Source organism: Bradyrhizobium liaoningense (assembly GCF_018130825.1).
Classification (GTDB): domain Bacteria; phylum Pseudomonadota; class Alphaproteobacteria; order Rhizobiales; family Xanthobacteraceae; genus Bradyrhizobium; species Bradyrhizobium liaoningense_B.
In genome coordinates, this window is the sequence record NZ_JAFCJS010000006.1 from 236,841 (window position 1) to 257,854 (window position 21,014).

A 21,014-nucleotide genomic window follows, 5' to 3' on the forward strand; every position below is an offset into this window, starting at 1 on the left:
TCGTCCCTTATCGCAGCCGTAGCGCTGCGAGCAGCACGATGACCGCGCAGGCCAGGATCGCCGTGGTCAGCTTCCAGAACAGCAGCGGATTGCGCTCCAGAAGTGGCGTGGTCCGCGTGGCGAGATAGGCCGGATTGGGATTTCTGAGCTCGAACACGAACTCGGAGAGGTCTTCGTGGCGCTTGTAGGGATCGGGATGCAGCGCCTTCCTCAGCGCGCCGTCGATCCAGCCGGGAATGCCCCGCTCGGCATCGACCGCGGGGCGGTATCTCAGTTTCCACGCGTCCGATCGTCCCCGGATTTTAGCCAGCTGGGCGCCGTAGGGCAGATGTCCGGTGAGCATCTGGTAGCAGATGGCGGCCAGTGAGAACATGTCGGACCGAGGCGATCCGCCCTCGCCGAGGAAATACTCCGGTGCCGTGTACTGGACCGTGCCGAGAATCTCCGCGTCGGCCGCTCCAGGCGCTGCTTCAGCGACGCCCGCGACCCTGACCGATCCGAAGTCGATGATCTTCGCGGTGCCGGTCTTGTCGATCAGGACATTATCGGGCCTGAGATCCTGGTGCAGCATCTCCATCCGGTGGAAGGCGCGCAGCCCGGTGGCGATCTGCTCGACGATCCGGCGCACCGTCTCCAGATCGGGGCGGGGATTGTCGAGCATCCACTGCCGCAGCGTCTGCCCCTCGACGAACTCGGTCGCGACGTAGAGATAGTTGCGCCGCGTCGATCGCGATCGCGGCTTGAGCACGTACGGACTGTCGATTCGCCGAGCGATCCATTCCTCCATCAGGAAACGTTTCAGATAGGCCTGGTTGTCGCGCAGGTCGATCGACGGAATCTTGAGCGCGACCGTTTCCTCGGTCTCCGCATCGACGGCGAGATAGATGTGGCTGCGGCTGCTGCCGTGGATCTCCCGGATGATCCGGTAGCCATCGAACATCGCCCGCGGCTCCAGCAGGGGCGGCAGCGGCAGCGCCGAACTCTGATCGAAGACACCGGATTCCTCCGGCACCGCATCGATGCGCAGGATCTGCACGGTGATGTTGTCGTCGCTGCCGCGCCGGTAGGCCTCCTCGACGATCGCCTTTGCTGCGCCGTCGAGCTCGGCCGCATGCTCGATGATTGCGCTCGTGACGAAACGCGGCTCGACGAATTCATACGCACCGTCCGTTGCCAGCAGGAAGGTGTCGCCGGCCTGGATCTCGACCGTCTGGTAGTCGATCTCGAGCTGCGGATTGATGCCGAGCGCGCGGCCGAGATAGGTCTGCTCCGACGACACGATGATGCGGTGATCGTCGGTCAGCTGCTCCAGCGCCCTGCCGGCGATGCGGTAGATGCGGCAGTCGCCGACATGGAAGATGTGCGCGGTGGCCGCCTTGATGACCATGGCGCTGAGGGTGCAGACATAGCCCTTGTCGCGGTCATAGGCATATTGGCTCTTGCGCGTCTGCGCATGCAGCCAGGAGTTGGTCGCCTCCAGCACGCGGCGGGCGGAGGTCTTCACCGTCCAGGATTCCGACGTGCAGTAATAGTCCATCAGGAAGCTCTTGACCGCCGACTCGCTGGCGATCTGGCTCACGCTGCTGCTGGAGATGCCGTCGGCGAGAACCGCCGCGATGCCCTTCAGGCTGAGCAGCGGCTCCTCCGGAATCAGGACGCCGTGAAAATCCTGGTTGACGGGCTTGCGACCCCTGTCCGAGTGCTGGCCGACCGAGATCTGGAGTCCGCGGGACATCGTCATCACCAGGAGAGGGGAGCCTCACCCTGCTTGGGCGAAGCTCCCCTGTCGAGACGGATTCGATCAGGCTGCGACGCGGGGCTTCGCAGCCTTGTCGGCCTGGCGCTTCGGCAGGGTCATGACGTGCGTGGCGTAGAGGGTCATGCCGGTGAAGGCGAGGCCGCCGACGAGGTTGCCGAGCACGGTCGGAATCTCGTTCCAGATCAGGTAGTCCATGATCGAGAACTTCGCATGGAGCATGAGGCCCGACGGGAACAGGAACATGTTCACCACGGAATGCTCGAACACCATGTAGAAGAACACCAGGATCGGCATCCACATCGCGATGACCTTGCCAGGGACCGAGGTTGAGATCATGGCGCCGACGACGCCGGTCGAGACCATCCAGTTGCAGAGCATGCCGCGCAGGAACAGCGTCGCCATGCCGGCCGCGCCATGCGCGGCGTAGCCCAGCGTTCGGCCTTCGCCGATATTGCCGATCGCCGCGCCGACCTTGTCGGGGGCCTGGGTAAAGCCGAAGGTCGTGACGAAGGCCATCATGAAGGCCACCGTGAAGGCGCCGGCGAAGTTGCCGACGAAGACGAGGCCCCAGTTGCGCAGCACGCCGCCAAGGGTGACGCCCGGGCGCTTGTCGATCAAGGCGAGCGGGGAGAGCACGAACACGCCGGTCAGGAGGTCGAAGCCCAAGAGATAGAGCATGACGAAGCCGACCGGGAACAGCAGCGCGCCGACCAGCGGCTGGCCGGTGTTCACGTTGATGGTGACGGCGAACCAGGCGGCGAGGGCGAGGATCGCGCCGGCCATATAGGCCCGGATGATGGTATCGCGGGTGGACATGAAGATCTTGGACTCGCCCGCATCCACCATCTTGGTGACGAATTCCGAAGGCGCGAGATACGACATCAATGGTTCCTTTGCTTCGTAAGTGAGATCGACACGCCCCCTCAGAGGACGCGGCTGAACGTCATTGGCCGTGCGGGCTGGCCGGCCGCGCACGAGGGCTATGGAATGTCTGGAAGCTTTGGGAATCGCGTCACGAGGACTGAGCCGGGAGGGCCGCGAAGCAGATGAGCTTCCGGGATGCAGCCGCCAGAGGCTGCAACGATGCGGCAAGCCGCAGTCTTCGTTGACGCCAATGAAGAAGCAAGTTGCGTGCCGCCGAGGCGCGCAGGAAAAATGAAGTCATATCAAACTGATGCGCCTCTCGCCGATTTCGGTCCGAGGCGCTTGGCAGCCTCCTGCTTAAGCGACTGCACAAGCTTTGTGCGCCGCACAAGGATTGGGCAGTGCGCAAATTTCGCAAGCGGGATCAGCCTGCGACAGTCTGGCGCGGGACGGCTAAGTTACTCAATATCTTGGTGTTTTGGCGATGCCGAGCTTGGCATGAAGCTTGAATAGTTCCAAGCGACGCCATTGAAGCCGTCCCGCGAGACTTCTCATCCGATTTGCTGACGCCACCAGACGGGGGTCTCTCCCGTCGTGCGTTCGCATGCGCCAAAGACGGCGCCGCCGGACGGACGGGCTGCTCGTGTGCACTGACGCCATCAAATTCTGCAACGACGCAAAGGACGACACTACACATGACCAAGCGCATTCGCCGGCCCTCCGAGACTGGCCTCAGCCGCCGTCAATTGTTGAAAGCCGCCGGCTCTACTGCTGCCCTTCTCGCCGCCGCCAAACTCAATTTCCCCGCCGGCGCCTTCGCGCAGGATTCAGGTCCTGAGGTCAAGGGCGCCAAGCTCGGCTTCATTGCGCTGAGCGACGCCGGGCCGCTGTTCGTCGCCAAGGACAAGGGTCTGTTCGCCAAATACGGCGTGCCTGACACTGACGTGCAGAAGCAGGCCTCCTGGGGCACCACGCGCGACAACCTCGTGCTCGGCTCCGAAGGCAATGGCATCGACGGCGCGCATATCCTCACCCCGATGCCGTACCTGATCTCAGCCGGCAAGGTGACGCAGAACAACCAGCCGACGCCGATGTACATCCTGGCGCGGCTCAATCTCGATGCCCAGTGCATCTCGGTCGCCAAGGAATATGCCGACCTCAAGCTCGGCACCGATGCGGCGCCGTTCAAGGCGGCGCTGGAGAAGAAGAAGGCCTCCGGCAAGGCGGTGAAGGCCGCGATGACCTTCCCGGGCGGCACCCATGACCTCTGGATCCGCTACTGGCTCGCCGCCGGCGGCATCGATCCCGACAAGGACATCGAGACCATCGTGGTGCCGCCGCCGCAGATGGTGGCCAACATGAAGGTCGGCACCATGGACTGCTTCTGTGTCGGCGAGCCCTGGAACCTGCAGCTCGTCCACCAGGACATCGGCTACACCGCGGTCAACACCGGCGAGATCTGGAACAAGCATCCGGAGAAATCTTTCGGCATGCGTGCAGCCTTCGTCGACAAATATCCCAAGGCGACCAAAGCGATCCTGATGGCGGTGCTCGAGGCCCAGCAGTGGGCCGACAAGGCCGAGAACAAGCAGGAGCTTGCCACCATCATGGCCAAGCGGCAGTGGATCAACTGCCCGGTTGAGGACGTCTACGACCGCACCGCCGGCAAGTTCGACTATGGCAACGGCAAGTTGGTCGAGAACTCGCCGCACATCATGAAGTACTGGCGCGACTTCGCCTCCTATCCGTTCCAGAGCCACGATCTCTGGTTCCTCACCGAGGACATCCGCTGGGGCAAGTATGAGGCGAATTTCGACACCAAGGCGCTGATCGCCAAGGTCAATCGTGAAGACCTCTGGAAGGATGCGGCGAAGACGCTGGGCGTTGCTGCCGCGGAAATTCCGACCTCCACCTCGCGCGGCAAGGAGACCTTCTTCGACGGCAAGGTGTTCGACCCCGAAAATCCGGCTGCCTATCTGAAGTCGCTCGCGATCAAGCGCGTCGAAGTCTGATGGAGCCAGCGGCCGCCCCCGGGCGGCCGCATCGTCTTTTGCAGCCGGAGAGATATTGCGATGAATATGCCTGCCACGAAGATTGAGGTCGAGACCGCGACGCCCGCGGCTGTTGCCGCACCTGTCGTTGCGATGACGCCGAAGCGCCCGCCCCGCAGTGAGGCCTACGCACGCATGGCAAGGGAAACCGCCGTGCGCGTCATCCCGCCGCTGGTCGTGCTCGCGCTGCTGACCCTGGTGTGGGAGCTCGTTTGCCGCCGCGCCGGCTCGGCGCTGCCGCCGCCGTCAAAAGTCTTCAAGGACACCAAGGAGCTGATCCTCGATCCGTTCTTCGACCATGGCGGCATCGACAAGGGCCTGTTCTGGCATCTCTCCGCCAGTCTCCAGCGCGTTGCGCTCGGCTATTCGCTCTCGGCGATCGCCGGCATAGCGCTCGGCGTGCTGGTCGGGCAATCGGTCTGGGCGATGCGCGGGCTCGATCCGCTGTTCCAGGTGCTGCGCACCATTCCGCCGCTCGCCTGGCTGCCGCTCTCGCTCGCCGCGTTCCGCGACGGCCAGCCCTCGGCGATCTTCGTCATCTTCATCACCTCGATCTGGCCGATCATCATCAACACCGCGGTCGGCATCCGCAACATCCCGCAGGACTACCGCAACGTCGCCGCGGTGGTGCAGCTCAACCCGCTCGAATTCTTCTCCAAGATCATGATCCCGGCGGCCGCGCCCTACATCTTCACGGGCCTGCGCATCGGCATCGGCCTGTCCTGGCTCGCGATCGTCGCCGCGGAAATGCTGATCGGCGGCGTCGGCATCGGCTTCTTCATCTGGGACGCCTGGAACTCCTCGCATATCAGCGAGATCATCCTGGCGCTGTTCTATGTCGGCATCGTCGGGTTCGTGCTCGATCGCCTGATCGCAGGCCTCGGCAAGATCGTCACCCGCGGCACCGCCACAAGCTAAGGGGGAAGGGACACATGACCGCCTATCTGAAGCTCGACCACATCGACAAGATTTTTACCCGCGGCGCTGCGACGACCGAGGTGCTGAAGGACATCAACCTGACCATCGAGAAGGGGCAGTACGTCTCGATCATCGGTCATTCCGGCTGCGGCAAGTCGACCCTGCTCAACATCATCGCAGGACTCACGACCGCCACCACCGGTGGCGTGCTGCTGGAGAACCGCGAGGTCAACTCGCCGGGCCCCGATCGCGCCGTTGTGTTCCAGAACCACAGCCTGCTGCCGTGGCTCACCGTCTACGAGAACGTCCGGCTCGGCGTGGACAAGGTGTTTGCGAGGACCAAGACGAGGGCCGAGCGCGACGCCTGGGTGATGCACAATCTCAACCTGGTGCAGATGGCTCATGCCAGGGACAAGCGCCCCTCGGAAATCTCCGGCGGCATGAAGCAGCGCGTCGGCATCGCGCGGGCGCTGGCGATGGAGCCGAAGGTGCTGCTGCTGGACGAGCCGTTCGGCGCCCTCGACGCGCTGACCCGCGCGCACTTGCAGGACTCGGTGATGGCGCTACATCAGAAGCTCGGCAACACCATCCTGATGATCACCCACGACGTCGACGAGGCCGTGCTCTTGTCCGACCGCATCGTGATGATGACGAACGGGCCGAGTGCGCGCATCGGCGAGGTGCTGGAGGTACCGCTGGCGCGTCCCCGCAAGCGGCTCGAGCTCGCGACCAACACCACCTATCTGAAGTGCCGGCAGCGTGTGCTCGAATTCCTCTACGAGCGTCATCGCTTCGTAGAAGCCGCGTAAACCAAGGTTTAACGCGGAGGATGCGCGCGCCTAAATAATTGACATCAAGCTCAATCCTTGTGCGCCGCACAAGGATTGAGCGAATCGCAAATTTAGCGTGCGAAAATGCCCTGCAAAAACTTCGGGCAATGCGAATAAGATCCTGAAATCCCTGTATTTCCAGTACGCGCGCAATTGGCACGGAAATTGAAGTGTCTTTGCGCGACGCCAACGACGACGTCCCTCAACATCATCAATCAGCATCGTGAACTCGCCACCGGGGTGAAGCCCCGGAGCGCGCCTTCGTGACCGGAGGCAGAGCCTGCAACGACGCAGCGGTGAGCCTGGAAGGGATAATGTATGACCAAGAATTCGACGTGGATTTCTGACTGGCGCCCCGAAGATGAGGCGTTCTGGAATGCGGGCGGCAAGACCATCGCCCGGCGTAACCTGATCTGGTCGATCGTCGCCGAACATATCGGCTTCTCGGTGTGGCTGATCTGGAGCATCGTCACCACCAAGCTGCCGATGGCGGGCTTCCACTACACCACGGACCAGCTGTTCCAGCTCGTCGCGGTGCCGGGCCTGATCGGCGCCTTCATGCGCTTTCCCTACACCTTCGCGGTGACGACCTTCGGCGGCCGCAACTGGACCATCTTCAGCGCGGCGATCCTGTTCATCCCGACGCTGTCCCTTGCCTATTTCGTCAGCCAGCCCGACACGCCTTTCTGGCTGATGCTGCTGGTCGCCTCGACCGCCGGTCTTGGTGGCGGCAACTTCGCCTCCAGCATGACCAACATCTCCTTCTTCTTCCCCGACCGGATGAAGGGATGGGCGCTGGGCCTCAATGCCGCCGGCGGCAATATCGGCGTCTCCAGCGTGCAGCTCTTGACCCCGATCCTGATGACGCTCGCCGTCATCAACCTGTTCCAGGCAAGCCCCGTCGACGGCATCTTCCTGCAGAATGCCGGCCTGATGTGGGTGCTGCCGATCGCGATCGCGGTGTTCGGCGCGGTGTTCTTCATGAACAACCTGACCACGGCGAAGTCGTCGATCAAGAACCAGCTCGCGGTGGTGAAGCGCAAACACACCTGGATCATGGCGTATCTCTACATCGGCACGTTCGGGTCTTTCATCGGCTACTCCGCGGCGTTCCCGCTGCTGCTCAAGACGCAGTTTCCGTCGGTGACGATCTCGATCGCCTTCCTCGGTCCGCTGGTCGGTTCGCTGTCGCGCCCGTTCGGCGGCTGGCTCGCCGACAGGATCGGCGGCTCGGTGATCACGTTCTGGAATTTCATCGCGATGGCGGCGGCGACGGTCGGTGCGCTCTATTTCGTCGGGCACAAGGACTTCATCGGCTTCCTGTCGATGTTCCTGATCCTGTTCGTGACGACCGGCATCGGCAACGGCTCCACCTACCGCATGATCCCCTCGATCTTCCGCGAGCAGAACCTGTTCAAGGTACGCGGCCAGGGCGATGCGGCACGTAGCGCTGCCCTGAAGGCCGCGAGCATCGAGAGCGGCGCGGCAGTCGGCTTCATCGGCGCGATCGGTGCCGTCGGCGGCTACCTGATCCCGAGTGGTTTCGGCAAGTCGATCGCCCTGACCGGCGGTCCGCAGCTCGCGCTCGCGATCTATCTCGGCTTCTACGCCTCGTGCCTGGCTTTGACCTGGTGGTTCTATCTGCGTCGCAGCCCGCAAGGCGAAGGCGCGCCAGGCCTCGCGGAAGCACGCGTGTGACACTTGGTACGAATCTCGCTTCTCCCCGTACGCGGGGAGAAGACTCTCTGATGACGTTTGACCCATGAACCTTGTCCGCAACGGCGCGGACAAAGGCAGACCGAAACAGACAGGAGAACATCATGACGCCCGAACAGATTACCCTCATTCAGCAGAGCTTCGCCAAGGTCGCTCCGATCTCGGAGCAGGCTGCGGTGCTGTTCTACGATCGCCTGTTCGAGGTGGCGCCGCCGGTGCGCGCGATGTTCCCTGAAGACATGACCGAGCAGCGCAAGAAGCTGATGGGCATGCTCGCCGCCGTGGTCGGCGGCCTGTCGAACCTCGAGACGATTCTTCCCGCGGCCTCGGCGCTAGCCAAGCGTCACGTCGCCTATGGCGCCAAGGCCGAGCACTACCCCGTGGTCGGTGCGACCTTGCTGTGGACCCTCGAGAAGGGTCTTGGCGAAGCCTGGACGCCCGAACTCGCCACGGCCTGGACCGACGCCTATGGCGTGCTGTCCGGCTACATGATGTCCGAGGCCTACGGCGCACAGGCGCAGGCCGCCGAATAGGAGATGCCTTGTGAGTGAACCGCTGGTCATCGTCGGTAACGGTATGGCGGCCGCGCGTCTGGTCGACGAGCTCGCCAAGACCGCGCTCGGCCGCTACGCGGTCGCTGTGATCGGCGAGGAACCGCGGCTCGCTTACAATCGCGTGCTGCTCTCCTCTGTGCTGGCCGGCGAGACCGGCTCGCACGAGATCGAGCTGCGGCCGGCCGATTGGTGGCGCCATCGCGGCGTCACGGTGCGCTACGGCTATCGCGTCACCGAGATCGACACCGGCCGCCGCGAGCTCAAGATCGCGGGCGAAGAGAGCATGGAATATTCCAAGCTCGTGCTTGCGACCGGCTCGACGCCGCTGCGCCTCAACGTGCCGGGCGCCGATCTCGCCGGCGTGCACACGTTCCGCGATACGCGCGATGTCGACCTGCTGCTGACGCTGGCGGCGGCGAAGAAGCGCGTCGTCGTGGTCGGCGGCGGCCTGCTCGGCCTGGAGGCCGCATACGGCCTCGCCAAGGCCGGCGCGCCGGTGACGCTGCTGCATCTGATGGACCGGCTGATGGAGCGCCAGCTCGACGCGCCCGCGGCCGACCTGCTCAAGACGCTGGTCGAGCGCAAGGGCATCCGCATCCTGCTCAATGCCAGCACGAAGTGCATCCATGGCGACGGCCACGTCGAGGCCGTCGAGCTTGCCGACGGCAGCCGGATCGAAGCCGATGCGGTGATTTTCGCTGCCGGCATCAAGCCGAACGTCGCGCTGGCGAAGGAGGCGGGGATTGCGGTCAATCGCGGCGTCGTCGTCAACGATGTGATGCAGACCTCCTCGTCCGACATTTTCGCGCTCGGCGAATGCGCCGAGCATCGCGGCACCTGCTATGGCCTTGTCGAGCCCGCCTATGAGCAGGCGCGCGTGCTGGCGCGGCATCTCGCCGGCCGGGCCGCCGCCTATCAGGGCAGCGTGGTCTCGACCAATCTGAAGGTCTCCGGCGTCAGCGTGTTCTCGGCCGGCGACTTCATGGGCGGGGAGGGCAGCGAAAGCCTGGTGCTGTCGGACCGCAGGCGCGGCACCTACAAGAAGCTCGTCATCGCCGACGGCCGGCTCACCGGCGCGGTGCTGATCGGCGATACCGTCGATGCGCTCTGGTATCTCGAATTGATCCGCAATCGCGACAAGGTCGCGGCGATCCGTACGGACATGATGTTCGGCCGCGCACTTGCGCGTCCTTCCAAGGCGGCTGACAAGGCGGCTTGATATGACGGCGATCGACCCAAACCTCCGCGCTACCCGAACGACTTGCCCCTATTGCGGCGTCGGCTGCGGCGTGCTGGCGACACCGGACGGCAAGGGCGGCGCGGCGATCGCGGGCGATCCCGACCATCCCGCCAATTTCGGCCGGTTGTGCTCGAAGGGCTCGGCGCTCGGCGAGACCGTGGGGCTCGAGAGCCGGCTGCTCTATCCCATGATCCGCTGCAAGGGCGTGCTGGAGCGCGTCGCCTGGAGCGATGCGCTCGACCACGTCGCCCACCGCATGCAGCACATCGTGGCGCGTGACGGCGCCGATGCGGTCGCGTTCTATCTCTCCGGCCAGCTTCTGACCGAGGACTATTACGTCGCCAACAAGCTGATGAAGGGTTTCGTCGGCACGGCGAACGTCGACACCAATTCGCGGCTCTGCATGTCGTCCTCCGTTGCCGGCCATCGCCGCGCTTTCGGCGCCGATACCGTGCCCGGCTGCTACGAGGATCTCGACCAGGCCGATCTGCTGATCTTCGTCGGCTCGAACGCGGCCTGGTGCCATCCCGTGCTGTTCCAGCGCATGCTGAAGAACCGCGGGGAGCGCGGCGCGCGCATGATCGTGATCGATCCGCGCCGCACCGATACCGCGAGCGACGTCGATCTGTTCCTCGGCCTCAAGCCCGGCACCGACACCGCGCTGTTCTCCGGCCTGTTCGTGCATCTCGCCGACAACGGCGTGTTGGACCAGGACTACATCGCTGAGAATACCAGCGGTTTCGACGATGCGCTGGCGCGCGCGCGCAACATCGCCGGCAGCGTCGGCGCGACCGCGCTCGCCACGGGCTTGTCCGAGCAGGACGTCGCCACCTTCTTCAAGATGTTCCGCGACACCGAGAAGGTCGTCACGCTCTATTCGCAGGGTGTCAATCAGTCGGCACAGGGCACCGACAAGGTCAACGCGATCCTGAACTGCCATCTCGCCACGGGCCGCATCGGCAAGCCGGGCGCGTCGCCATTCTCGCTCACCGGCCAGCCCAACGCGATGGGCGGCCGCGAGGTCGGCGGCCTCGCCAATATGCTCGCCGCCCATATGGGCTTCACGCCGCCGGACATCGACCGCGTCAGGCGGTTCTGGAAGGCGCCGCGCATTGCCACGCATGAAGGCCTGAAGGCAGTGCAGCTGTTCGAGGCGATCAACCGCGGCGAGGTCAAGGCGCTCTGGGTGATGGGCACCAACCCCGCGGTGTCGCTGCCCGATGCGGACTTCGTGCGCGCGGCGCTGAAGAAGCTCGAGCTGTTCGTGGTCTCCGAGAACGTGCTCTCCAACGACACGGTCGAGGCGGGCCCGCATGTGTTGCTGCCGGCGCTCGCCTGGGGCGAGAAGTCGGGCACGGTGACCAATTCCGAGCGGCGTATCTCGCGCCAGCGCTCGTTCCTACCGGCGCCGGGCGAGGCGCGTCCCGATTGGTGGATCCTGAGCGAGACCGCAAAGCGCCTCGGCTTCGGCGACAGCTTTAATTACAAATCCGCGGCTGATATTTTCCGGGAGCATGCCGCGCTCTCGGCCTTCGAGAATGATGGTAGTCGCGATTTCGATATCAGCGCGCTCACTTCTCTGTCCGACGAAGCCTTCGACGCCTTGAAGCCTGTGCAATGGCCGGCGCGCGAAGGCGCTGAGCCGGGCGAGCGTTTCTTTGCGCAAGGCGGCTTCTTCACCAATGACGGCAAGGGCCGCTTCATTGCGCCGGAGGTGCCGGCGCTGCGCAGCGAGACCGGTCCGTCGCGTCCCTTACGGCTCAATACCGGGCGCATCCGCGACCAGTGGCACACGATGACCCGCACGGGCCTCAGCCAGCGGCTGGGCGCGCATCTGCCCGAGCCGTTCGTCGAGATCCATCCCGATGACGCCGGCAAATACGGCATCGCCCACGACAGCTATGCCCGCATCACCACCGATTACGGCCAGTGCATCCTGAAGGCCGTCGTCAGCGAAGGTCAGCAGCGCGGCACCCTGTTCGTGCCGATCCACTGGAGCGCGATGAACACCTCGCACGGCCGCGTCGGTGCGCTGGTGCAGTCCTTCACCGATCCGTTTTCGGGGCAGCCGGAAGCGAAGGCCACGCCGGCCGCGATTGCGCCTTATGAATTCGTCTTCCGCGGCTTCGCGCTCTCGCGCAAACAGCTCGACCTGCCGCAGAATCTATTGTGGACCCGCGTCACGGTCAGCGGCGGCTTCGGCTATCTCTTCGCCGACAATGCGGATCTCACCCGCTGGCCGGCCTGGCTCGAGGGTGTTGTCGGCGAGGACGTCGCCGAGTACCGCGACTTTGGCGGCGGCGTCTATCGTGCAGCGTCTTTCGCAGGCGATCGCATCGAGACCTGCCTGTTCGTCGGACCCGCGCATGACGCGGGCGATTGGGAGGTGGTGAAGAGCCTGTTCGTGGCCGACCAGGTCACCGACGATCAGCGCCGCATGCTGCTGTCGGGCAAGTCCAGCGAAGGTGCCGGCTCGACCGGTCCCATCGTCTGCGCCTGCTTCGGTGTCGGCCGCGGCACCATCTGCGATGCCATCGCTGGCGGCGCGCGCACCGCCGCCGAGATCGGTGCAAAACTCAAGGCCGGCACCAATTGCGGCTCCTGCATCCCGGAGCTGAAGCGCCTGATCGCGACGACGGAGGTCGTGCCGGCGAAGCAGGCCAAGGTGGCGAGCGCGGCGGGGTAGGCCCGACTCTTTCCATCGTCATTGCGAGCGTAGCGAAGCAATCCAGAGTCTTTCCGCAGAGGGATTCTGGATTGCTTCGCTGCGCTCGCAATGACGGTGTTGATGCAGGTGCGCCAAAAGCCATGGTCTCGTGCCCCGGACGCAGCGCAGCGTCTCTTCGACGATGCGCTGCAGAGCCGGGGCCCATCTAACAGCGGAGCGTTTGGCTTTTCTGGGTCCCGGCTCTGCGCAGCAGCGTTTCACGCTGCAGCGCGTCCGGGACACGAGAGAGGTGGGGACGCAGCCATGCCCTCCGCCCAATCGACGCGACGTCGATTGTCGCCTATGCTGCCACGCGCTCACCCTCAGCAATCAAAAAAACATGATGTACCTGGAAACGCCGCCGCGCCTGATCGAGACCAGGCTGTTCTCCGCGATGCCCGACAAATTCCGCCGCAAGGGCGAGCGGACCGATTGGGCTGACGCCAACCGCCCGGGCGTGCCAACGGACTCCTTCATCGAAGGGCCCTCATTCGACAGGGACGGCCATCTCTACATCGTCGACATTCCGTTCGGCCGCATCTTCCGCATCGCGCCCGGCGGCGAATGGTCGCTGGTGATCGAATATGAGGGCTGGCCGAACGGACTGAAGATCGCAGCCGACGGTCGCATCCTGGTCGCGGACTATAGGCATGGCATCATGGAGCTCGACGCGAAGACCGGGTGCATCAAGCCCGTTCTGACCGCGCGCAATTCGGAATCGTTCCGCGGCTGCAACGATCTGCATCTCGCCTCCAGCGGCGACATCTATTTCACCGATCAGGGCCAGACCGGCCTGCACGATCCGAGCGGCCGGGTCTATCGTCTCGCAGCAAATGGCCGGCTCGATTGTCTGATCGACACCGGCATCAGCCCGAACGGTCTCGTACTCGATCCTACGGAGACCGTGCTGTTCGTCGCCATGACGCGCGACAATGCGGTGTGGCGGCTGCCGTTCATGAAGGATGGCAGCGTGTCGAAAGTCGGCCGCTTCTGCTCGCTGTTCGGCACCAGCGGCCCCGACGGCATGACCATGGATGCGAAGGGGCGTCTGTTCGTCGGCCATGCGTCGCTGGGGCATGTCTTCGTGTTCGCGCCCAACGGGGAACTGATCGCGCGGATCAAGTCCTGTGCGGGGCCCAACTGCACCAATGTCGCCATCGGTGGCGAAAACAAGGATCGGCTCTATATCACGGAGTCGGGGACGGGCAGCGTGCTGGTCGCCGACGTCAGCGGTCTCTAGAGCATCTGAAGGAACAAGCATGAACACGCGCCCCTTCGGCAAAACCAGCACCAACGTCTCCGTGATCGGGCAGGGCACCTGGTATCTCGACCATGGCGACCGCAAGCGAGCGATCGCGGCGCTCCAGCACGGGCTCGATCTCGGCATGACCCACATCGACACCGCCGAGATGTATGGCGATGCCGAGCTCGTCATTGCCGATGCGATCGCGGGCCGGCGCGACGAGGTGTTCCTCGTGTCCAAGGTGTTGCCGAGCAACGCCTCGCGCCGTGGCACCATCACCGCGTGCGAGCGCTCGCTGAAGCGGCTGAAGACCGATCGGCTCGACTGCTATCTCTTGCATTGGCGCGGTTCCTATCCGCTCGAGGACACCGTCGCAGCGTTCGAGGAACTGGTGAAGGCTGGCAAGATCAAGTCCTGGGGCGTCTCCAATTTCGATGCCGACGATCTCGACGAGATTCTCGATGTCTCGGGCGAAGGGCGCATCGCCTGCAATCAGGTGCTCTATCATCTCAAGGAACGCGCCATCGAGCATGCGGTGATCCCGTGGTGCGAGAAGCATGATGTTGCCGTCGTCGCCTATTCACCATTCGGTCACGATGATTTTCCGGATGCGCGCAGCAAGGGCGGCGCGGTGCTCGCGCGCATCGCCGAGGCGCGTCGTGCAACACCGCGTCAGGTCGCGCTGAGCTTTCTCACCCGTGCGACTACGGTGTTCGCGATTCCGAAGGCCTCATCCGCGGAACACGCCAGCGAGAATGCGGCGGCTGGTAATCTCGTGCTGACGAAAGAGGAGATTTCGGCGCTCGATGCGGCGTTTCCGCGCGGCCCGAAGCCGCGTGGACTGCCCATGCTGTAGTGCAGCAAAGGCCTATTCTTAATGGAATATTGACGCGCGCGGCGATCAGCGCATATCGGCATCCTGTTTTCGGAAGTTGTGAAAGCGGCGCATTTGTCGTTTTTTACGAACGCACTCGATTCGCATTTTTCCCGAGTTCCAGCCGTGACCCCGCCGCCAGCCGCAGCCGCAAGGCTCGACAGTATTTCCGTGCCCATGCCCGAGAAGAAGCATGTTGATCGCCGCGCGCCTGCGCGCGTCGATCATCCCTTCAAGGGCATCGCGCTGATCCTGCTCTCGACGGTATTTCTCGGCTGCTCCGACACCGCCGCGAAATATCTGTCGACGAGCCTGCCCTCGATCGAGATCACCTGGATCCGCTTTCTCACCTTCGCGCTGATCTTCACGCCGGTGATGCTGCGGTCCTCGCCGTACTACGCGATGCGTACCGAGCGTCTCGGATTGCACGTGATGCGCGGCGCGGTGCTGCTCGGCTCCTCGCTGTTCTTCATCACCGGCCTCGGCTTCCTCCCCATCGCGGAGGCGTCCGCCACCGGCTTCGTCGCGCCGCTGTTCGTCACCGCGCTCTCGATAGTCTTCCTCGGCGAGAAGGTCGGCATGCGCCGCTGGTTCGCGACCGCGCTCGGCCTCATCGGCGTGCTGATCATCCTGCGGCCGGGCACCAGCGCGTTTCATCCGGCGGCGTTCTTCCCCGTCGTCTCGGCGGCCTGCTGGGCCGGTACGCTGATCCTGACGCGCATGATGAGCGGCCGCGAGGCCGTCGTCACCACCATGGCCTATTCCTCGCTGACCGGCCTTGCGATCCTCACCGCGATCGTGCCGTTCGTCTGGGTGACGCCGTCCTGGACCGCGATCGCGCTCGGCATTTTCATCGGCATCGCCTCGACTGCGGGCCAGTGGATCGTCGTGCTGGCCTATCGCTACGGCGATGCCTCGGTGCTGGCGCCTTTCTCCTACTCGCAATTGTTGTGGGTCAGCATTCTCGGCTTCTTCATCTTCGGCGAGGTGCCGAGCATCTGGACCATCGTCGGGGCGGCCTTCATCGTCGCCAGCGGTCTCTACATCGCCCACCGCGAACGCGTCCGCCGCGCCTCGCTCCTGGTGCAGGCCGAGCGTTCCCCGAACGCCTGACGCAATATCGCAGCTCCCGCTTCGTGCTATCAACGGCTCCAACAACACGGGAGGAGCCGGATGCGCGCCGCGATTTTCAGGGACGGTGAGATTGTCGTTGGCGAGATGGCCGAGCCGAAACCGGGCGCGGGCCAGGTGCTGGTCAAGACGCTCGCCTGCGGCATCTGCGGCTCCGACCTGCATGCGCGTCAGCACGCTCCGCGCATGGTGGAAATGGCACGGAAGACCGGTCGCACGCCGATGGATTTGTCGCGCGATGTCGTGTTTGGTCACGAGTTCTGCTGCGAGATCGTCGATTACGGCCCGGGCACCGAACGTCGGCTCAAGCCGGGGACGCATGTCTGCTCGCTGCCCGCGCTGCTGACGCCGGAGGGCATCAAGGGCATCGGTTATTCCAACGAATTTGTCGGCGGCTATGCGGAAGCGATGTTGCTGAGCGAGCCGTTGTTGCTGGAAGTGCCCAACGGCCTTGCGCCGGAACACGCCGCGCTCACCGAGCCGCTGGCGGTCGGCGTTCACGCCGTGGCGAAAGCCGGCATTCGCGGTGGCGAGGTGCCGCTGGTGATCGGCTGCGGGCCGGTCGGGCTTGCGGTGATCGCCGCGCTGAAGATCAGGGGCCTGCATCCGATCGTCGCCGCCGACTATTCGCCTGCACGCCGCGCGCTCGCGGCGAAACTTGGCGCCGATATCGTCGTCGATCCCAAGGTGTCGCAGCCCTATGCGACCTGGGCCGAGCATGCGCAGATGTCGGAGGCGGAGAAGGCGGCGCGGCCGCCGTTCCAGGCCATGCTGCCGGCGCTCAAGCCGGCGATCGTCTTCGAATGCGTCGGCGTGCCCGGCCTGTTGCAGCAGGTGTTCGAAGGTGCCCCGCGCGATGCGCGCATCGTCGTGGTCGGCGTCTGCATGGAGAGCGACAAAAGCGAGCCCATGCTCGGCATCATGAAGGAGCTGAACGTCCAATATGTGCTCGGCTACACGCCGGAAGAGTTTGCAGCATCGCTTCGGTTGATTGCGGAGGGGCAGGTGGATGCCGCCGCCATGGTGACGGCGGAAGTCGGCATCGACGGCGTGGCAAAGGCGTTCGCGGATCTCGCCAATCCGGAAGTCCACACCAAGATCATCGTGCAGCCGTGGCGATGACGGTGCCGTAGGGTGGGTTAGCCCTGCGGCTGCGCGAAGCGCAGTCCGCATGGCGTAACCCACCACTTTCCTTGCCGCGGTTACAGAAGAGGTGGGTTACGCCGTGCAGATGCGCTTCGCGCACCTGCCCAGCTAACCCACCCTACGAAACCTCCCTCAATACTTCGCCGGCACGTACATCTCCGGCGGGACCGGGCCGCGGTGACAGTCGGGATTGCGCACGCGCGGCGGCAGCACCACCGGGACGCGCGCGACCTTCCGCTCGAATTCCGGCACTGTCTTGAAGAACTCCTGGTATTGCTCCTCGGTGCAGAAGCCCATCACGCGCTCGACGCCGGCGCGGTTGTACCAGCTGCGGTCGAACAGCACGATTTCGCCGCCGGCCGGCAGGTGCGCCACATAGCGCTGAAAGTACCATTGCGACCGCTCGCGCTCGCTCGGGGCGGGCAGCGCGGCGACGCGGCAGACGCGCGGATTGAGGCGCTGCGTGATGCGCTTGATGACGCCGCCCTTGCCGGCGGAATCGCGGCCCTCGAACAGCACGACCACCTTCTTCTTCTCGTTCTGCACCCAGTCCTGCAGCTTGACCAGTTCGCCCTGGAGGCGGAGCAGCTCCCGGAAATAGAGTTTTCGGTCGACCGTCTGGTTCAGCGTATCGGTCTCGTCCAGGAGCTCGTCGAGACGGGCGTCATCCAGCTCCATCTCCAGCTCTTCGTCGAGATCGTCGGCCATCTCCTGGATGATGCGCTCGCGCTTGGCGGTCTGGGCGGTGCGGTCGGTCATGGGTCCTTCTCTCGGCTGGATGCGAGTGGGCCACGACCATCGGCGTGGTTTGTTGCGCCCATGTGACAGCCGCGATCACACCGGCAGTGCGATCGAGTACTTCACCTGGCTCAGTGCGAAGCTGGACTCGATCGAGGCGATGCCGTCGAGCCGGGTCAGCTTGGTCTTCAGGAACGTCTCGTAGGAGGCGAGATCGGCCGCCACCACGCGCAAGAGATAGTCGCGGTTGCCGGTCATCAGATAGCACTCCAGCACCTCGTCCCATTTCGAGATCGCGCGGGCGAAGCGGTTGAGGTCCTCCTCCTTCTGCCGCGCCAGCTTGATCGAGATGAACACGCTGACATGCAGTCCCAGCGCCTTCTGGTCGACGGTTGCGACATAGCGCGAGATGACGCCGCGCTCCTCCAGCAGCTTGACCCGGCGGTGGCAGGGCGAGACCGAGAGCCCGACCTTGTCGGCGAGCTCCTGCATGGTCAGGCGGCTGTCGTTCTGGAGGTAGCTGAGGATCTTGCGGTCGATGGCGTCGAGCTCGGGCATTGGGATGGAACCTGTATCGGATGGCATTTCATTGGTAAAATATCCCAATTTCAGCGGGTATGGCGCGAAAAATTGAGAAGTTTGGCCCCGCCCGCAGGCGTACGATCCCGGAATCAGATTTCCGGAGCATCGCCATGCCCGTCGATTCCGCTCGCCTCGACACCTTGACCGCTCTCAGCCGCAAGGCACTGTGGCTGTCGTCCTGGACCATCCACCACGCCAACCACATCCGCGCCAATGCTGACGGACTCAAGGTCGGCGGCCACCAGGCCTCGTCCGCCTCCCTCGCGACCATCATGTCCGCGCTGTATTTCCATGTGCTGCGCCCTGAGGATCGCGTCGCGGTGAAGCCGCATGCGAGCCCGGTGTTCCACGCCATCCAGTACCTGTTCGGCCGGCAGAGCCGCGAGAAGCTGGAGAATTTTCGCGGCTTCAAGGGCGCGCAGTCCTATCCCTCGCGGACCAAGGACGTCGACGACGTCGATTTCTCCACCGGCTCGGTCGGCCTCGGCGTCGCGCAGACGCTGTTCTCTTCGCTGGTGCAGGACTACGTCAAGGCGCATGGCTGGATGAAGGACCGCCGCGAGGGGCGGATGATCGCACTCGTCGGCGACGCCGAGATGGACGAGGGCAACATCTTTGAAGCCCTGGCAGAGGGCTGGAAGCACGGCCTGCGCAACACCTGGTGGGTGGTCGACTATAACCGCCAGTCGCTCGACGCCGTCGTGCGCGAAGGTCTGTGGGAAAAGTTCGAGACCATGTTCCGCAATTTCGGCTGGGACGTGGTGATCGTCAAATACGGACGCCTGATGCGCGAGGCCTTTGCCGAGCCCGGCGGCGAGGCGCTCAAGCGCTGGATCGACAATTGCCCGAACGCGCTCTATGCGGCGCTGTGCTTCCAGGGCGGTGCGGCCTTCAGAAAACATCTGCATGATGAGATCGGCGATCAGGGGCCGATCACAAAACTGATCGACAAGCGCAGCGACGAGGAGCTGCTGGCACTGATGTCGAATCTCGGCGGCCACGACATGGCGAGCATGCTGGAGGCGTTCGAGTCCGTCGATCACGACCGCCCGGTCTGCTTCATCGCCTACACCATCAAGGGCGTCGGCCTGCCGTTCCAGGGCCACAAGGACAACCATGCCGGCCTGATGACGGTCGCGCAGATGGAGAAATATCGCGAGAGCCAGAACATCCGTCCCGGCCACGAATGGGACAAGTACGAGGGCCTCGCGCAATCCGCTGCCGAGCTCGACGCGTTCCTCGCGCACGTGCCGTTCAACCAGGACGGTCGCCGGCTGACCGCGCCGGTCATCGAGGTGCCCGCGCAGCTCAGCTTCAAGCCGTCGCCGCAGATGTCGACCCAGCAGGGCTTTGGCTTGGTGCTGAACGAGATCGCACGCGGCGACAGCGAGCTGGCAAAGCGAATCGTCACGACCTCGCCCGACGTCACCGTCTCGACCAATCTCGGGCCCTGGGTGAACCGCCGCGGCCTGTTCGCGCGGGGCGAGAAGGCGGATTTATTCCGCAGCGAGAAAATTCCGTCCACATTCAACTGGGACTTCTCGCCCAAGGGTCAGCATCTCGAGCTCGGCATTGCCGAGATGAACCTGTTCATCATGCTCTCGGCGCTCGGCCTGTCGCACCAGATCAACGGCGAGCGGCTGTTGCCGGTCGGCACGCTCTACGATCCCTTCATCGAGCGCGGCCTCGATGCGCTGAACTATGCCTGCTATCAGGATGCGCGCTTCATGGTGGCGGCGACGCCGTCCGGCATCACGCTCGCGCCGGAAGGCGGCGCGCACCAGTCGATCGCAACGCCCTTGATCGGCATGGCGCAGGACGGGCTCGCCTCGTTCGAGCCGGCCTTTGTCGACGAGCTCGCCGTGATCATGGGCTGGGGTTTTGACCACATGCAGCGCGATCCGGGCGAGGGCGGTTCCGTGTACCTGCGGCTCTCGACGCGCAGCATCGAGCAGGCGCAGCGGATCATGACGCCGGAGCTGCAGCAGGGCATCACGGACGGCGCCTACTGGCTGCGCAAGCCGGGCCCGAATGCCGAGGTCGTGATCGCCTATACCGGCGCGGTCGCGCCCGAGGCGATCGAGGCCACCGGCTTCATCGGCGAGAGCCGTCGCGACGTAGGCCTGCTCGCGATCACCTCGGCCGACCGCCTCCACGCGGGCTGGACCGCCGCGCGGAAATTGCGGCGCGACCGCCGCGGCGTGCAGCACCTCAGCCACATCGAAAAGCTGCTGGCGCCGCTGCCGCGCGACTGCGGCCTCGTGACCGTGATCGACGGCCATCCCTCCGCGCTCGGCTGGCTCGGCAGCGTCCGCGGCCACCGCGTCGAGGCGCTCGGCGTCGAGCAGTTTGGCCAGACCGGCAGCATCGCGGACCTTTATCGGCATTACGGCATCGATGCGAATGCCATCATCGATGCGGCCGAAAGCCTCACCACCGGCGCGCCGGTGCTGCACCGGAAGATGGCGGTGTAGTCGAGGTAACCGGCCGCATGGGCCCCGGCTCAGCAGCGCACCGCTGCGCCGGACGATGCTTCGCATCGCCGGGGAAGCGCTGCGCTGCGTCCGGGGCACGAGACTATCTAGACTCGTTACAATCTCGTGTCCCGGACGCGGCGCGACATGAAATGTCGCGGCGCAGAGCCGGGACCCATGGCCGCTT

General features: G+C 64.5%; 16 protein-coding genes. 12 read left to right on the forward strand and 4 right to left on the reverse strand.

The features are described from left to right. Positions 1 to 7 precede the first annotated feature (7 nt). Both JQ603_RS25955 and JQ603_RS25960 read right to left on the reverse strand, forming a co-directional pair. Positions 8 to 1,741 carry a bifunctional protein-serine/threonine kinase/phosphatase gene (locus JQ603_RS25955; protein ID WP_212343870.1) on the reverse strand — a complete coding sequence of 578 codons (1,734 nt, stop codon included), beginning with the start codon at positions 1,739 to 1,741 and terminating at the stop codon, positions 8 to 10. Positions 1,742 to 1,801: 60 nt separating this feature from the next. Then, on the reverse strand, positions 1,802 to 2,641 hold the full coding sequence (locus JQ603_RS25960) for a formate/nitrite transporter family protein (RefSeq protein WP_212343519.1): 840 nt from the start codon (positions 2,639 to 2,641) through the stop codon (positions 1,802 to 1,804). A gap of 677 nt (positions 2,642 to 3,318) precedes the next feature. Here JQ603_RS25960 and JQ603_RS25965 point away from each other — a divergent pair. The 11 genes from JQ603_RS25965 to JQ603_RS26015 all read left to right on the forward strand — a co-directional run bounded on the left by JQ603_RS25965 (position 3,319) and on the right by JQ603_RS26015 (position 17,009). Next, the gene (locus tag JQ603_RS25965) at positions 3,319 to 4,635 is read left to right on the forward strand and encodes a CmpA/NrtA family ABC transporter substrate-binding protein (protein ID WP_212343520.1); all 1,317 of its coding nucleotides are present in this window, start codon (positions 3,319 to 3,321) and stop codon (positions 4,633 to 4,635) included. Positions 4,636 to 4,695: 60 nt separating this feature from the next. Next, on the forward strand, positions 4,696 to 5,592 hold the full coding sequence (gene ntrB, locus JQ603_RS25970) for a nitrate ABC transporter permease (protein WP_212343521.1): 897 nt from the start codon (positions 4,696 to 4,698) through the stop codon (positions 5,590 to 5,592). Between the two features lie 14 nt (positions 5,593 to 5,606). Then, positions 5,607 to 6,401: an ABC transporter ATP-binding protein gene (locus JQ603_RS25975; protein ID WP_018648209.1), complete on the forward strand. Its 795-nt coding sequence runs from the start codon at positions 5,607 to 5,609 to the stop codon at positions 6,399 to 6,401. A 339-nt stretch (positions 6,402 to 6,740) separates the two neighbouring features. Continuing rightward, positions 6,741 to 8,120, forward strand: a complete 1,380-nt coding sequence (locus tag JQ603_RS25980; RefSeq protein ID WP_212343522.1) for an MFS transporter — start codon at positions 6,741 to 6,743, stop codon at positions 8,118 to 8,120. 122 nt (positions 8,121 to 8,242) lie between these two features. Then, positions 8,243 to 8,671 (forward strand): globin family protein, encoded by a 429-nt coding sequence (locus tag JQ603_RS25985; protein ID WP_212343523.1) that lies wholly within the window; start codon positions 8,243 to 8,245, stop codon positions 8,669 to 8,671. A gap of 10 nt (positions 8,672 to 8,681) precedes the next feature. Further along, a complete protein-coding gene (locus tag JQ603_RS25990; protein WP_212343524.1) occupies positions 8,682 to 9,911 on the forward strand; it encodes an NAD(P)/FAD-dependent oxidoreductase in 1,230 nt (409 codons plus the stop codon). Between the two features lies 1 nt (position 9,912). Continuing rightward, a complete protein-coding gene (locus JQ603_RS25995) occupies positions 9,913 to 12,618 on the forward strand; it encodes a nitrate reductase (protein ID WP_212343525.1) in 2,706 nt (901 codons plus the stop codon). A gap of 364 nt (positions 12,619 to 12,982) precedes the next feature. Beyond that, positions 12,983 to 13,879: an SMP-30/gluconolactonase/LRE family protein gene (locus JQ603_RS26000; protein WP_212343873.1), complete on the forward strand. Its 897-nt coding sequence runs from the start codon at positions 12,983 to 12,985 to the stop codon at positions 13,877 to 13,879. Between the two features lie 19 nt (positions 13,880 to 13,898). Further along, entirely contained in the window at positions 13,899 to 14,738 is an 840-nt protein-coding gene (locus tag JQ603_RS26005) for an aldo/keto reductase (RefSeq protein WP_212343526.1), read from the forward strand. A gap of 189 nt (positions 14,739 to 14,927) precedes the next feature. Further along, positions 14,928 to 15,869, forward strand: coding sequence for a DMT family transporter (locus tag JQ603_RS26010; RefSeq protein ID WP_212343874.1), 942 nt, complete (start codon positions 14,928 to 14,930; stop codon positions 15,867 to 15,869). A 60-nt stretch (positions 15,870 to 15,929) separates the two neighbouring features. Beyond that, complete coding sequence (locus JQ603_RS26015) at positions 15,930 to 17,009, forward strand: zinc-binding dehydrogenase (RefSeq protein WP_212343527.1); 1,080 nt, start codon at positions 15,930 to 15,932, stop codon at positions 17,007 to 17,009. Positions 17,010 to 17,165: 156 nt separating this feature from the next. On the opposite strand, the gene JQ603_RS26020 is transcribed toward JQ603_RS26015, so the two are convergent. Together JQ603_RS26020 and JQ603_RS26025 are read right to left on the reverse strand one after the other, a co-directional pair. Next, positions 17,166 to 17,792, reverse strand: a complete 627-nt coding sequence (locus JQ603_RS26020; RefSeq protein WP_212343528.1) for a hypothetical protein — start codon at positions 17,790 to 17,792, stop codon at positions 17,166 to 17,168. Positions 17,793 to 17,867: 75 nt separating this feature from the next. Further along, the gene (locus tag JQ603_RS26025) at positions 17,868 to 18,329 is read right to left on the reverse strand and encodes an Lrp/AsnC family transcriptional regulator (protein WP_018648199.1); all 462 of its coding nucleotides are present in this window, start codon (positions 18,327 to 18,329) and stop codon (positions 17,868 to 17,870) included. Between the two features lie 134 nt (positions 18,330 to 18,463). Between JQ603_RS26025 and JQ603_RS26030 the strand changes: the two genes are divergently transcribed. Then, complete coding sequence (locus JQ603_RS26030) at positions 18,464 to 20,827, forward strand: transketolase (protein ID WP_212343529.1); 2,364 nt, start codon at positions 18,464 to 18,466, stop codon at positions 20,825 to 20,827. Positions 20,828 to 21,014: the final 187 nt, after the last annotated feature.